Genomic DNA, 13,905 nt, shown 5'->3' with positions numbered 1-13,905 from the left:
CGCCCAATGAGCAGTGAGCATTACACACCCGCCGTGAACCCTTTGCCGCCCGTTGTTGTGGCGCTGGTTCTGTTCATCATCGGCATTGAACTCGCTTTTACGCTGGGATCGCGCGGTTTGGTCGGAGGGCCAACAGCGGTCGGCTGGCGGCTGGACGCGATACAACACTATGCGTTTTCGGCGGATATCTTCGACTGGATGGTGCTGAACGGGCGCTGGCCGTTTGAACATGTGATCCGGTTCGTGACCTATCCGTTTGTCTCGGCCAATTTCACGCAGGCGGTGTTTGTCTGCGTTTTCGTTCTGGCCATGGGCAAGATGGTCGGTGAAGTGTTTGGCGGCTTCCCCATGCTGCTGATCTTTGTCGTCTCTGGTATCGGGGGGGCGTTGGCCTATGCCGTTCTGCTGGACCCGCGCTATCCTCTGATCGGAGGGTTTCCACCGGTTTACGGCCTGATCGGCGCATTTACCTGGTTGTTGTGGCGCAAACTATCCTTGGTTGGCGCAAATCAGGCGCGGGCATTTCAGCTCATTGCCGTCCTGATGGGCATTCAATTCCTGTTTGGCCTGATCTTTGGCGGCAATTGGGAATGGGTCGCCGATCTGGGCGGGTTTGCCACCGGTTTCGGCGTCTCTTTCCTTGTCGCACCCGGCGCCTGGGATCGAATCGTTGGGCGCATACGCCGCGACTGATCAGGAGCGGCGCAGGGCGCGTTTGAACTCGGAAAGTTTGAATGCGCCCAAGAGGTGGCACAGGCCGAAGTAAGAAGCCGCAGCGACCATAATCAGGACAAGCAGCGCCAGATATCTCCAACCGGGAACACTCAACGTCCAACCAAACGCCAGAAGCGCCGCATACAAGACCACGCCCATGCCAATTGAGGCCAGCACGATCCGACCCGCGCGCTGTTTGAACCGGTCATCGAACCGGGCTTCGCCTCCCATGTTGCGCGCGCCTATGGCCAACAGAACGACCATGGCCCAACCCGCTGTTGATGCAGCAATGGCGGGGGCGATCCAGCCCACAAGCGGGAAGAGGCCAAACGCCAAAGCCGCATTCACAATCATTGCCACAACAGCATAGTGAAACGGAGAACGCGTATTCTCGCGTGCGAAATACAGAGGCTGCAGCAGTTTTTGCAGCATGAAGGCAGGTAGTCCGATGCCATAGATGGCAACGGCCAGCGCTGTGGCTGTGGTATCTTCAGAGGTGAATTGCCCCCGTTCGAACAGAACCGAGACCAGCGGGTTCGGGATGACCAGAAACGCCACGGTCGAAGGCAGGGTCAGCAGCAACATGAACTCTCCGGCACGGGAAAACGCGTTGCGCGCACCTTCTTTGTCTTCGGCGCGCAGACGGCGTGACAGGTCGGGCAGCAGAACAATACCGATGGCGATACCAACCACGCCAAGCGGCAGTTGGTACAGTCGATCTGCCGCAAACAGCCAGCTCACGGCCTTTTCGGTTTTCGACGCCACCAATTGGCCGACCACCAGATTGACCTGCGTGACCCCCATCGCCAGAGCTGCGGGGACCGCGATGCGGACCATCCTACGCATCTCGGGCGTGAGTTTAGGCAGGCCGGGCCGAATGCGGATACCTGCCCGTTCCGTTGCAACCCAGACCAGCGCCAATTGAGCGATACCTGCAGCCGGAATAACCGAGATCAGCCACCGAATGACCTCGCCGCCTGAAAGGGCTCCGGCGATCAGCGCCGTACAGGCAAAGATGTTCAACAAAACCGGTGCGGCAGCTGCGGCCGCGAACCGCCCCGTCGCATTCAGGACACCGGAGAATAGCGCGGCCAGAGACATGAACAGGATGTAAGGAAAGACGACATAGCCATAGTCCACAGCCAAATCGAAGCGCTCGTCGCCATAAAACCCTTCTGCTGTCAGCCACACCAGACCGGGCATGAAAACCAGCGCCAGCCCAACCAGTGCCAGAACGGCAAGCGCCAACAGGTTGAACGCATCCTGCGCAAAGCCCTGCGGATTCTCATCCGCTTCCAACCGCTTTGAGAACATGGGCACGAAGGCCGCGTTAAAGGCACCCTCGGCAAAAAAGCGGCGGAACATGTTCGGCAGGCGGAAGGCGGCAACAAACGCGTCCATCACCGGCCCGGGGCCGATCAGCGCGGTCAGCAGAATTTCCCGCAGAAATCCTAGAATGCGGCTGGCGAGTGTCCAAAAGCCAACCGTGAAAAAGCCCGAAATCAACCGGATTTGCTTCATGAGGCTGCACGCTCGGCACCCTCGGTGATCGCCTTGCGCAACTTCGCCTCAAGCCCGCGCTGCTTGCTTTCCGAGTGGTATTTCAGTCCGAACATGTCCTTGACGTAAAAGGCGTCCACCACCTGTTCGCCGTAGGTCGCAATCACGGCGTTGGCAATGTACACATTCGCCGCCGCCAACGTCCGGGTCAGGTCATAGAGCAGACCAGGGCGGTCGCGTGTATCAACTTCGATGATCGTGTAGATTTCGGACCCATCATTGTCGAAAGTGATATGGGTCGGCACGTTGAAGGCCCGTTCGCGTTTCTTGATCTTGTCGCGTGATTTCAGGGCTTCCTTGGCAACCACTTCGCCGCGCAGTGTCTTGTGGATCATCTGCGTCAGGCGGGGCAGTCGCGCGGCTTCGAAAGGACGTCCTTCAGCGTCCTGAATCCAGAACGCATCCGTGACGTAACCGTCTTTGGTTGTGTAACTGCGGGCATCCACGACGTTTGCGCCGACAAGGGCCAATGCCCCGGCAATGCGGGCAAAAATCCCGGGATGGTCGCCCATTGCAAAGCAAGCCCGCGTCGCGTCGCGATCTTCGTCAGGTTCAAGCCTGATCTCCATCGCGCCCGGATCACCACTTTGGTCCAGTGCGTGGAGCATCTCTGCAAACTCGACATGCGTCGCCAGATTGAGACCCTGCCAATACGGATCGTAGTGACGCGCTGTTTCAGTTTTGAGGTCTGACTTGGACCAACCCGCCAATTCCGTGCGCAGGACCTTCTTGGCCTCTGCCCCGCGATTGGCGCGATTGAGGTCTTCCATACCAGTTTCCAGCGCGCGCTTTGTCTCTGCGTGCAAGGCGCGCAGCAACGTGGCTTTCCAATTGTTCCAGGTGTTGGGACCGACGCCGCGAATGTCACAGACGGTGAGAACGGTCAGCAGATCCAGCCGTTTGACCGTTTGAACGGCCTTGGCAAAATCACGAACAGTTCGCGGGTCCGAAATATCGCGTTTTTGCGCCATGTCTGACATCAGCAGGTGATACCGGACCAGCCATTCAACCGTTTCCGACTCTGATTTGCTCAGCCCCAATCGCGGGGCCACTTTGCGCGCGATCTGTGCACCCAGGATCGAATGATCCTCGGGCCGACCTTTGGCAATGTCGTGCAGCAGTAGCGCGACATACAGCACTTTTCGATTTACGCCGCGCTCAAGGATCGAAGAGGCAAGCGGCAAGGATTCCACCAGTTCTCCGCGTTCGATTTGGGCCAGGTTGATGATGCACTGGATGGTATGCTCGTCCACCGTGTAGCTGTGATACATGTTGAACTGCATCATCGCCACGATGTGTTCGAACTCGGGCAAAAAGGCCGACAGGACGCCCAATTCGTTCATCCTTCGCAAAGCACGTTCCGGGTTGCCGTGTTTCAGCAAAAGATCCAGAAAAATGCGCTTGGCTTCTTTGTCGTTGCGCATTTCGTCATCGATCAGATGCAGATTGGCGCTGACCAGCCGCATAGCATCTGGATGGATTAACATGCCGGTGCGCAGCCCTTCTTCGAACAAACGCAGAAGGTTCAGTTTGTCCGACAGGAACGCATCGGGATCGGCTACGTCGAGGCGACCGTGAACCACTTTGTACCCGGTTTTGACCTTTGGTCTTCTGCGGAAAATACGCTCCAGCAACGGCGCGCCTTTCATGTGGAGCGCTTCGAGCTTGGTCAGGAAAATCCGCGTCAGCTCACCGACCCGAGTGGCCTCGCGGAAGTAGCGCTGCATGAACACCTCGACCGCGCGCCGCCCGGCGCGGTCCTCATAGCCCATGCGTGCGGCCACTTCGACCTGCATGTCGAAGGTTAGCTGTTCGGTGGCGCGGCCCGTCACCAGATGCAGATGCGATCGCACGGCCCACAGGAAATCTTCGGCCTGAACAAAGGTCTCGAACTCTTCCGGGGTGAACAGACCCAGAGGAACGAGTTCGGCCACGTCCTGCACGCCATAGACATACTTTGCGATCCAATAAAGCGATTGAAGGTCACGCAGACCGCCTTTGCCTTCTTTCACATTGGGTTCGACCATATAGCGCTCACCTTGTTTGAGATGGCGTTCGTCCCGTTCTTTCAGCTTGGCTTCGATGAATTCGCGTTCGGTTCCTTTGAACAAATCGCTTTTCAGACGTTGATCCAGCTCGTCTGCCAGGGCCTTGTCACCGGCCAGATAGCGTTGTTCCAACATGGCGGTGCGGATCGTGAAATCCTCGGCGCCCAGCCGCAAGCAGTCTTTTATCGTACGAGAGGAATGGCCGACTTTCAGCCGCAAGTCCCACAGAATGTAGAGCATCGATTCGATGACGCTCTCGGCCCAGGCTGTGATTTTGTAGGGGGTTAGGAACAGCAGGTCGACGTCCGAAGATGGCGCCATTTCCCCGCGCCCGTATCCGCCAACGGCCAAAACCGCAATCTTCTCGCCTTGGGTGGGCGTCGCAAGCGGATGTAGGCGTGTGCTGGACACCAGCATCGCCGTACCGACCAGCTGATCCGTTAGATAGGTGTAGGACCGCGTCAGTGCGTGCGCCGCAAAGGGTTGTTTGCCAAAGGCTTCGGCAATAGCAGCGCGCCCGGCCTTTTGCGCGTCGCGCAGAATACGCACCGTTTCAGCCCGCATTTTGCTGTTGTCTGTGCATGACTCAAACGCCAGCGCCAGCGCGTCACGGACGCTGGCATTGTCGAAGATGTCTTCAGCGGGGCAGATTAATGAGGTTTCAGGCACAGGGCTGGCGCCCGGCAGATCAGAAGCCGGCGCCAGAGAAGCTTTGTGGGGCAGGGTCAATCACAACCACCTGTTTGTTCTGGATCGTGGCCACGGCCAGACCGCGTTCGTTGGTGCCGTTCGGACGCAGGCGGAATATGCCGCCAACGCCCTGGAAACCGGCGTTCTGAGTCAGCGCTGACGCGGTCAGCGCGTCGGATTTGCCCTGGCTGACCAACGCGCCGATGGCTGCGATACCGTCATAGGCCAACCCGCTGATCGGATGGGGCGCTTCGCCATATGTCGCGTTGTAACGTTGGCGGTAAGCTTGTGCCTTGGACGGATCAGGCAGGGCAAACCATCCACCCTGAACACCCGGCAGTTCCAATGTTTGCGGGGGAATATCCCAGCGCGTCAGACCGATGAATTGCGTCGTGGCCTGTGACACTCCAGCTTCGGGCAGCAATTGCGAGAACAATGGCAGCGCACCAGCCGTTGTGGCCGTCAGGAAAATCGAATCGGCCCCTGTCGAATCAACTGTGGCTTTGATGGAGGGCACCGAGTTGATAACGCCTTGCTGCGAGCGGTCGTATCCAACAGTGCCGGCGTTGTTGACCCGGCTGCTGGCCAGCGCGCTGGCAATGGCGGCTTGTCCCAGCTGACCTGCGGCGTCGTTGCTGTGCACGATCACCGTATTAGCCTTGCCCTGGCTGCCCGCATAGCTCACCAACCGGTTGGCCGTATTGTCAAACGTAGGGCCAAGGACAAAGACGTTCCCACCCGCTATGCTGGTATTGTTCGAAAACGAAAGAACGTTGATATTGTTGTTCAATACCGCCAACCCGGCGGCATTTGCAGCCTGCGCATAGACCGGTCCGATGATGATCTTGGCGCCGTCCGCAACGGCTTGCTGGGCCACCGCTGTCGCCGTGTTCGGGTTTCCGGCAGTGTCGTAAACGCGCAGGTCAATTGTCACATTGGGCAGATCAGACATTGCCAGACGCGCGGCATTTTCCAGACTTTGCGCCAATGCCGCATCGCCTGACTGGCCAGATCCGCTGGGAACAAGCAAGGCAACCGGGACCGGAGCAGAGGTATTGATCGAAGGTCCACCCCCAAGGCCGCCTGGTTCACAGGCGGCCAGAAACGCCGCGGTTGTCAGGGCAGCAGCAGCTTTCGCCAACTTGCTAACGGGCTTGCAAACGGTGAACATCTAAATGAAAACTCCCTGATCCGACGGCTATGAATGCTTCTGTTCTGTCGAGCCGCGATAATAAACGTCACGCTGTGAGGGTCCAGCTTTGAATTTCCAAAAGATCAGATTGGCTGCGGGCCTGTATTTTGTTGCCACTCCGATTGGAACCGCGCGCGATATTACGCTCAGGGCGTTGGATGTTCTTGCTTCAGCCGACGTGATCGCAGCGGAAGACACCCGCAGTTTGCGCCGTTTGATGGAGATTCACGGCATCCCACTCGAGGGGCGCCGGATTCAAGCCTATCACGACCACAGCGGCGCAGGTGCGCGCGATAAACTCATGCAGGCATTGGCGCAGGGGCAATCGGTTGCCTATGCGTCCGAGGCGGGCATGCCGCTGATTGCGGATCCGGGCTATGATCTGGGCAAGCAGGCGGCTGAGGCCGGGCACATGGTGACCTGCGCCCCCGGTGCGTCGGCTGCCTTGACAGCGCTGACCTTGGCAGGTCTTCCGACCGACGCGTTCTTTTTTGCTGGTTTTCTACCCAATGCATCCGGGGCACGCCGCGCCCGGATTGAGGCATTGAAGGACATACCCGGCACGCTTGTGTTCTACGAATCCCCAAAACGTGTATCCACCAGCTTGTCAGATTTGGCCATGGTTCTGGGGGCGGATCGACAGGCAGCGCTGTGTCGCGAATTGACCAAGAAGTTCGAAGAGATCCGCCGAGGCACCCTGGCCGATTTGGCCGAGGAGTACCAAGACAAAACGGTCAAAGGTGAAATCGTTGTGTTGGTCGATCGCGGCCATTCGCAAAGCGTTAACGAATCCGATGTAGAAGAGGCTTTGATGCGAGCGTTGGAAAGCCACTCGGTTCGGGATGCGGCGGATCTTGTTTCAAAAATGTATGACCTGCCGCGCCGACCGATTTACCAGAAAGCTCTGAAGCTGGGAAAATGATGACATGGGTCGGCGGACAAATCAGGGCTCTGTTTCCTACCACGCCGGGCAGGCGGCAGAGCTTCGGGTTGCTGAGGATTATGAGCGCCGTGGCATGGCCATTCTGCATAGACGCTGGCGCGGCGGGGGTGGTGAAATCGACCTGATCGCGCGCAACGGGGCTGGGCTTGTGTTCATCGAGGTCAAGAAAAGCAGTAGTTTTGACAAGGCGGCGGCCCGGATCAGCGCCAGACAGATCGACAGAATCTACGCCTCAGCAGCTCAGTTTTTGGAGAATGAACCAAACGGGCAACTCACCGAAGTGCGCTTTGACGCAGCTCTGGTGGATGGCTCTGGCGCAGTTCAAATCATCGAAAACGCCTTTGGTCACAACTAAGCCCCATTGAACCCCAGGGCCTGCTGGGCCATGTATCTGGCGTGAAACTGAGGGATACGCCATGAAAATCGCCTTTCAAATGGACCCGATCGGGGCCGTGGACATCAACGCCGACAGCTCATTCCGGCTGGCGGAAGAGGCGCAGGCGCGCGGGCATTCGTTGTTTTTCTACGGGCCGGATCAACTGGCCTATCAGGAAGGCCGCATCACGGCGCGTGGCCACGACATGACAGTGCAGCGGGTCGCAGGTGATCCGGCGGTGCTGGGACCGGAACGCGAGGTTGATCTGGCTGATTTCGATGTGGTCTGGTTGCGACAGGACCCTCCGTTTGACATGCATTATATCACGTCCACGCATTTGCTGGATCGTCTCAAGGGTCAGACTCTGGTGGTCAACGACCCGTTCTGGGTGCGCAATTATCCGGAAAAGCTGTTGGTGCTGGATTTCCCTGACCTGACACCGCCAACAACGATTGCGCGTGATCTGCAAGCGATCAAAGCGTTCAAGGAAAAGCACGGCGATATCATCCTCAAGCCGCTCTATGGCAATGGCGGCGCAGGCGTGTTCCGACTGGACGCCAATGATCGCAACCTGACGTCTCTGCACGAGCTGTTCACGGGCTTCTCGCGTGAGCCTCTGATCGTGCAGAAATTCCTGCCCGACGTCAGCAATGGCGACAAGCGGGTGATTTTGGTCGATGGTGAGCCCGTTGGCGCGATCAACAGGGTTCCTGCTGCGGGCGAAACGCGATCCAACATGCATGTGGGCGGGCGTCCGGAAAAGATTGGTTTGTCAGAGCGTGATCTTGAGATTTGCGCGGCCATCGGCCCCCTGCTTAAAGAAAAAGGTCAGATCTTTGTCGGGATCGACGTCATTGGAGACTATCTGACCGAGATCAACGTGACCTCCCCCACCGGCATTCAAGAGCTTGAGCGCTTTGATGGCGTCAACATCGCCGAAAAAATCTGGCAGGCCATCGAAGCCAAAATCTAAGCCATGACCCGGGCGCTGATGCGAAAGCTCAGCGCCTCGGCTACGTGCGCTCTGCGCACGTTTGCGGATGCTTCCAAATCGGCAATTGTGCGCGCCACACGAAGAATGCGATGAAACGCGCGGGCGGACAGGCCAAACCGGTCCGCCGCTTTCAGCAAAAGCTCTTTGCCTTCCGCATCGGGTGTTGCGATCTCCTCCAGAACCTTCCCTTCTGCATCCGCGTTTTGGCGCAGATGTGGCGTTTCTTGAAATCGGTTTGCCTGAATGGCGCGAGCATTTTCAACCCGTTCAGCGACTGTGGCAGAGCTGTCGCCAGACGGCGGCAAGTCAAGATCAGTGAATTCCACCGGCGGTACTTCAATCCTCAGGTCGAACCTGTCCATCAACGGTCCTGAGATGCGGTTCAAATAGTCCTCACCACACCCCGGAGCGCGTGAGCAGGCGCGAGAGGGGTCCGTCAGATAGCCGCATTTGCAAGGGTTGGCTGCGGCCACCAGCATGAACCGGCAGGGATACTTCACATGCGCATTTGCGCGCGCCACCATAACCTCGCCGGTTTCGATGGGCTGGCGCAAGGTTTCCAGAACAGTGCGTGGAAATTCAGGAAATTCATCCATGAACAAAACGCCGTTATGAGCCAGCGAAATCTCACCGGGTTTTGCCCCTTTGCCGCCCCCGACGATTGCGGCCATGGATGCCGTATGATGGGGCTCGCGAAAAGGGCGCGTGCGATTGATGCCGCCTTCGTCCAGCAAACCGCACAAGGACTGGATCATCGAGGTTTCCAAAGCCTCAACTGCGGTCAGGGGGGGCAAGATTCCGGGCAGCCGCGCGGCCAGCATGGATTTACCCGATCCCGGCGTTCCGATCATGATCAGGTGATGACGTCCTGCGGCAGCGATCTCCAGGGCGCGTTTGGCGCGTTCCTGCCCTTTTACATCGTGCAGATCCCGCGCGCTGGGCGTCAGGTTCACCTCGCCGGGCTGGGCGGCTGGTAGGGGGGATTGGCCCGAGAAATGGCGCACAACATCGCCCAGAGACCCCGCGCCGATCACCTGCGTTGCGTCGACCCAGGCCGCCTCGGCGCTGGAGGCGCGGGGGCAGAGCAACATACGATCATCAGATGCCGCCGTCATCGCCGCGGGCAGGGCACCAACCACCGGGACCAGAGAACCGTCGAGTGAAAGCTCTCCCAAAGCTACGGTGCTTTCAGCGGCGTCGGCTGGAATGATCTCTAAGGCCGATAGCAGCGCGACGGCTATGGGCAGGTCGAAATGGCTGCCTTCTTTGGGTAGGTCGGCGGGGGACAGGTTGATGGTGATCCGCTTTGAGGGCAAGGCGATTGCCATCGCGCTGAGCGCGCTGCGCACGCGATCGCGGGCTTCGGATACCGCCTTGTCTGGCAGGCCCACGATGGAAAAGGCGGGCAGGCCGGGGGATACGGCGCACTGCACTTCGACCGGGCGGGCATCGACCCCTTGGAAGGCAACGGTATGTGCACGGGCGACCATGGCAGTCCTGTTCTTGGTTAACAGGACGTTGCTGCCATGGTTGTGGTTTAAGAGTCGTTAACGGATGCGCGCAAGGCGGTGAATTTGGGCCACGCGCCGGGGTCAGCCACAGTTTTATCGCGGCAGAATGGATTGCAGAACCCCCAGCATTGACCATCCAATTCCAGAAAATCCGCAACCGGTTTGCCGGAATACGGACAAGTCTCGTTGAGGGAAGGGCCGCCTGATACCGGTTTGGCGTTCGAGTCCCCTCCGACCGGCCAGGGCATCGATGCCAACTCCTGCGGATAGGGGAATGGGTCATACTGAACTGTCATACCCATTGCGCGCCATTGTCTGACGGCTGGGTCCGACAGGAGGTCTAAACAATAGGCCCGGTTCGCCTCGGACACGGGTAGCCCGTAGCTGATGATCCGTGCTGCGACGGGCGTGTAGAACACATCTGCCAGCGAATAGGTGCCGAACAACGGACCGTCTTGCGCACCCGAGATACGCCGCGCGTGTGCCCAGAGTGTCTCAATCCGTTCAAGATCTGCCAGCGTTCCAGAAGACGGAACAAATCCTTTCCAAACGTGCCGCAACTGCATTGCGCATTGGCCGCGCAGGGCGCTGAAACTGGCGACCATTTCAGAGCAAAGCCAGCGGGCGGTTGCCCGTGCGGCGGGATCTTCAGGCCACAACTGCGCGTCTGGGTGACGCTCGGCCAACGTTTCGGCCATGGCCAGGCTTTCGCCCACAACCGTTCCCTCGGGCAGGCGCAGCGCGGGAACCAGACGGGCTGGCGCCAGCGATTCCATGTCTTGTTTCATGCTGCCCGAGTACAGGCCGATCATGTGGCTGCGATAAGGCAGATTGAATTTCTCAAGCATCAACCAGCCGCGCATGGACCAACTGGAGAAGAGGCGGTCACCGATATACAAATCATAAGTCATATATGAACGATGCCGCAGGCCGGTGGCTCAGTAAAACAGTGATTTGTGCGGGGTTAGTTCACGGAAGGTGATTGATCTTACCGACCGACCATTTGTTGTCTTCCAAGGCGATATCCGTGACAGACAGATTATCGATCCGGTGCGAAAAGGTTTGCTGCCCATCTAGATTCAAAGCGCGTTGCACTTGCGTGAGGATCACGCCGAAATGCGCGACGATCACCAGATCGCGCCCCGTGTGCTGAGCCACAAGCGCGTCGATTGCGGTATCGACCCGATTGCGGACGTCGTTCCAGCTTTCGCCCTTCGGTGGGCGGACGTCGCCGGGGTTATCCCAATAGGCAAAGGCCAGTTCAGGGTCTTCTGCTTCGATATCGGCGAAGCCGCGCAATTCCCAGCTTCCAAAGTGGATTTCCCGAAGGTCCGGATTGTGAGGCAAGCGAAGGCGTGGCCCCTGAATTGCTGACGCTGTGTCTACAGCGCGCGACAAGTCGGAAGAGATCACAATTGCCTCGGACGGCAGATGATCATGCAGGCGTCTCAAGGCTGCTGTATCGCTCAGGTCCGCAGGCAGATCCGACCAACCGACCATGGTTTTTGCATGTGTCGGCCCGTGACGGACAAGATGCAGGCGCGTCATGGCAATTGGCCTTTCAGAACAGATGGTAATCCGGCTGTCACCTGTACGACCAGATCCGCCTGCGCCGCCAAGGCTATGTTCAGTCGACCCTGCGCCTCGCGGAATTGGCGAGCGAGGGCGTTGTCCGGGACGATCCCGTGACCTACCTCGTTCGAGACAATCACAACCTGGGCCGGGCAGTCGTTCAGGGCGTCCAGCAGGTTGGTCTGTGCCACTTCCAGATCGGATTCCGCCAGAAGATGGTTGCTTAACCACATGGTGGCACAGTCGATCAGACAAATCTGATCGTGCGGCAAGCGGGCCAGCAACGGTCCCAGATCAAGAGGTTCCTCAAACGTGGTCCAGCCGTCGCCACGCTGTGTCAGATGGCGCTTAACCTTTTGGCGCATCTCGTCATCAAACACTTGTGATGTCGCAAGATAACTCCTGCTTTTCCCTGTGGAAACAATAAGTTCTTCAGCAAAAGCCGACTTGCCCGAGGCAGCCCCCCCAAGAACCAAGGTTAAATCCGACGACACAATTCTTACCTTTGGATGATCCACTTAGTGTTGTTTTGCGTATCGGTCATAGGTCGGCAAAGCAAGCCCGGCCAGCGCCTGCAAAACAGGGGAGAGGTTGATGGCACTGGATAACGCGACAGACTTTTCGATGTCCCGGCAAGCGATGAAGGCTGAGTTGCTGGATGCGGAAACCGAACTAAAGCTGGCTTACGCGTGGCGCGATGAGCGTGATGAACAAGCCCTGCATCGGTTGATCACCGCATATATGCGGCTGGCGATTTCGATGGCAGCTAAGTTTAAACGCTATGGCGCGCCGATGAACGACCTTATTCAAGAGGCTGGGTTGGGTCTGATGAAGGCGGCAGACAAGTTCGACCCTGATCGCGGTGTGCGCTTCTCGACCTATGCCGTGTGGTGGATAAAAGCGAGCATTCAGGACTATGTGATGCGCAATTGGTCAATGGTTCGGACAGGATCCACATCCGCCCAAAAGTCGTTGTTTTTTAATATGCGGCGGGTTCAGGCCCGGTTGGAACGCGAGGCAGCCACCGAAGGTTTGGAGTTGGATCGTCACCAGCTGCATCAGATGATTGCCACCGAAATTGGTGTTCCCCTGCGTGATGTCGAAATGATGGAAGGGCGTCTTTCCGGTTCAGACTTTTCGCTGAATGCGGTGCAGTCTGCGGACGAAGACGGGCGCGAGTGGATCGATGCGTTAGAGGACGATCGCGAACAGGCTGCAGAATCTGTTGAACACAGCCATGACACAGCGCAACTGCGCGAGTGGTTGCTGATCGCGATGAACGCGCTGAACGACCGCGAACGTTTCATTGTGCGCGAGCGCAAGCTGCGAGAGCCTGCAAGGACGTTGGAAAGCCTTGGAGATGAGCTGGGTCTGTCAAAAGAACGTGTGCGCCAGCTAGAGGCCGCGGCTTTTTCAAAAATGCGTAAGAACCTTGAAGGTCAGTCGCGCGAGGTGCAACACTTCATTGCATGAAACATCTTGCGATTCTTGTGTGTGTTCTGGGCTTTATGGTCGCCGCAGTGCGACCTGGCGGAGCAGAGGCTTTAATACCTGACACAGCTCTGACTGCGATGCAGGGCGCCGATGTCTTGATCCTTGGTGAGGTACACGACAACCCCACCCATCACCACATTCAGGCCGCAGCACTGACCGCTTTTTCTCCTTCGGCAGTTGTGTGGGAAATGGTCACTGAAGAAGGCGCGCAGCGGTTGGCGCAAAAGGCAGCGTCGGACCCGGAAGAGTTGGGCCGTATCCTGAAATGGGCTGAAAGCGGATGGCCTCCGCTCAGCATGTATTATCCTGTTTTCCAAGCCTCAACTGCGCCCGTGTATGGGGCAATGGTGCCAAGGACTGCCGCACGCGCTGCGATGGAACGCGGGGCGGCCACCGCTTTGGGCGCGGATGCGGCGCGATTTGGTTTGACGGTTCCTTTACCACCCGATGAACAGGCAGCGCGAGAGGCGGATCAACTGGCCGCTCATTGCGACGCGTTGCCTGCTGAAATGCTGCCTCAGATGGTTGCAATTCAACGCTTGCGTGACGCGGTGCTTGCCCGTGCAGTGGTGCTTGCGATGGAAGAAACCGGCGGACCGGTAGCCGTGATCACCGGCAATGGTCATGCGCGCAAGGATCGTGGGATCCCGACCTATCTTGCGCGTCTTTCCCCGGGGTGGAAGGTTGTTGCAGTAGGACAATCCGAAGACGGGATTATCGATGGCGATTTCGACGTGGTAATCGACAGCCCATCGATAGAGCGCGAAGACCCCTGCGCGGCATTCCAGGTGCAAAATTAATCTCTGGAACT

The 13,905-nt window shown here is 58.2% G+C and carries 13 protein-coding genes; 6 read left to right on the top strand and 7 right to left on the bottom strand.

Features of this window, described 5'->3' with window-relative positions; genetic code table 11:
* Positions 1 to 6: 6 nt before the first annotated feature.
* Entirely contained in the window at positions 7 to 693 is a 687-nt protein-coding gene (locus GOV90_RS15300; RefSeq protein ID WP_171093608.1) for a rhomboid family intramembrane serine protease, read from the top strand.
* Here GOV90_RS15300 and murJ read toward each other — a convergent pair whose 3' ends face one another.
* From murJ to GOV90_RS15285, 3 genes are read right to left on the bottom strand one after another with little or no spacing between them, the layout of a single operon-like run.
* A complete protein-coding gene (gene murJ / locus GOV90_RS15295) occupies positions 694 to 2,235 on the bottom strand; it encodes a murein biosynthesis integral membrane protein MurJ (protein ID WP_171093606.1) in 1,542 nt (513 codons plus the stop codon).
* On the bottom strand, positions 2,232 to 5,051 hold the full coding sequence (locus GOV90_RS15290; RefSeq protein ID WP_171093604.1) for a [protein-PII] uridylyltransferase: 2,820 nt from the start codon (positions 5,049 to 5,051) through the stop codon (positions 2,232 to 2,234). The genes murJ and GOV90_RS15290 overlap by 4 nt, the downstream gene beginning before the upstream one ends.
* A complete protein-coding gene (locus tag GOV90_RS15285; protein ID WP_171093602.1) occupies positions 5,011 to 6,183 on the bottom strand; it encodes a penicillin-binding protein activator in 1,173 nt (390 codons plus the stop codon). The genes GOV90_RS15290 and GOV90_RS15285 overlap by 41 nt, the downstream gene beginning before the upstream one ends.
* Positions 6,184 to 6,271: 88 nt before the next feature.
* On the opposite strand from GOV90_RS15285, the gene rsmI reads away from it, so the two are divergent.
* The 3 genes from rsmI (at position 6,272) to gshB (ending at position 8,496) form a co-directional block, all read left to right on the top strand.
* The gene (gene rsmI / locus GOV90_RS15280; protein WP_171093601.1) at positions 6,272 to 7,126 is read left to right on the top strand and encodes a 16S rRNA (cytidine(1402)-2'-O)-methyltransferase; all 855 of its coding nucleotides are present in this window, start codon (positions 6,272 to 6,274) and stop codon (positions 7,124 to 7,126) included.
* Positions 7,127 to 7,130: 4 nt separating this feature from the next.
* The gene (locus tag GOV90_RS15275; RefSeq protein ID WP_171093599.1) at positions 7,131 to 7,502 is read left to right on the top strand and encodes a YraN family protein; all 372 of its coding nucleotides are present in this window, start codon (positions 7,131 to 7,133) and stop codon (positions 7,500 to 7,502) included.
* Between the two features lie 61 nt (positions 7,503 to 7,563).
* Positions 7,564 to 8,496, top strand: coding sequence for a glutathione synthase (gene gshB, locus GOV90_RS15270; protein WP_171093597.1), 933 nt, complete (start codon positions 7,564 to 7,566; stop codon positions 8,494 to 8,496).
* On the opposite strand, the gene GOV90_RS15265 is transcribed toward gshB, so the two are convergent.
* The 4 genes from GOV90_RS15265 to cobU are packed head-to-tail and all read right to left on the bottom strand — an operon-like array spanning position 8,493 to position 12,094.
* Positions 8,493 to 10,007 (bottom strand): YifB family Mg chelatase-like AAA ATPase, encoded by a 1,515-nt coding sequence (locus tag GOV90_RS15265; RefSeq protein ID WP_171093595.1) that lies wholly within the window; start codon positions 10,005 to 10,007, stop codon positions 8,493 to 8,495. The two genes, gshB and GOV90_RS15265, sit on opposite strands and share 4 nt — an antisense overlap.
* Positions 10,008 to 10,054: 47 nt before the next feature.
* Complete coding sequence (locus GOV90_RS15260) at positions 10,055 to 10,939, bottom strand: glutathione S-transferase (RefSeq protein ID WP_171093593.1); 885 nt, start codon at positions 10,937 to 10,939, stop codon at positions 10,055 to 10,057.
* A 58-nt stretch (positions 10,940 to 10,997) separates the two neighbouring features.
* On the bottom strand, positions 10,998 to 11,576 hold the full coding sequence (locus tag GOV90_RS15255; RefSeq protein ID WP_171093591.1) for a histidine phosphatase family protein: 579 nt from the start codon (positions 11,574 to 11,576) through the stop codon (positions 10,998 to 11,000).
* Positions 11,573 to 12,094 carry a bifunctional adenosylcobinamide kinase/adenosylcobinamide-phosphate guanylyltransferase gene (gene cobU, locus GOV90_RS15250; RefSeq protein ID WP_171093588.1) on the bottom strand — a complete coding sequence of 174 codons (522 nt, stop codon included), beginning with the start codon at positions 12,092 to 12,094 and terminating at the stop codon, positions 11,573 to 11,575. Before cobU ends, GOV90_RS15255 begins: the two co-directional genes overlap by 4 nt.
* A 100-nt stretch (positions 12,095 to 12,194) precedes the next feature.
* Here cobU and GOV90_RS15245 point away from each other — a divergent pair, with 100 nt between their 5' ends.
* Together GOV90_RS15245 and GOV90_RS15240 are read left to right on the top strand one after the other, a co-directional pair.
* Positions 12,195 to 13,073, top strand: coding sequence for an RNA polymerase factor sigma-32 (locus tag GOV90_RS15245; protein WP_171093586.1), 879 nt, complete (start codon positions 12,195 to 12,197; stop codon positions 13,071 to 13,073).
* Positions 13,070 to 13,894: a ChaN family lipoprotein gene (locus tag GOV90_RS15240; RefSeq protein WP_171093584.1), complete on the top strand. Its 825-nt coding sequence runs from the start codon at positions 13,070 to 13,072 to the stop codon at positions 13,892 to 13,894. The genes GOV90_RS15245 and GOV90_RS15240 overlap by 4 nt, the downstream gene beginning before the upstream one ends.
* The last annotated feature ends 11 nt before the right edge of the window (positions 13,895 to 13,905 follow it).

The sequence above is a fragment of the Ruegeria sp. HKCCA5929 genome (genome assembly GCF_013034525.1).
Lineage (GTDB): Bacteria > Pseudomonadota > Alphaproteobacteria > Rhodobacterales > Rhodobacteraceae > Ruegeria.
Note: the sequence above shows the minus strand (reverse complement) of the source record. Positions and strands in the feature narration are given on the sequence as shown.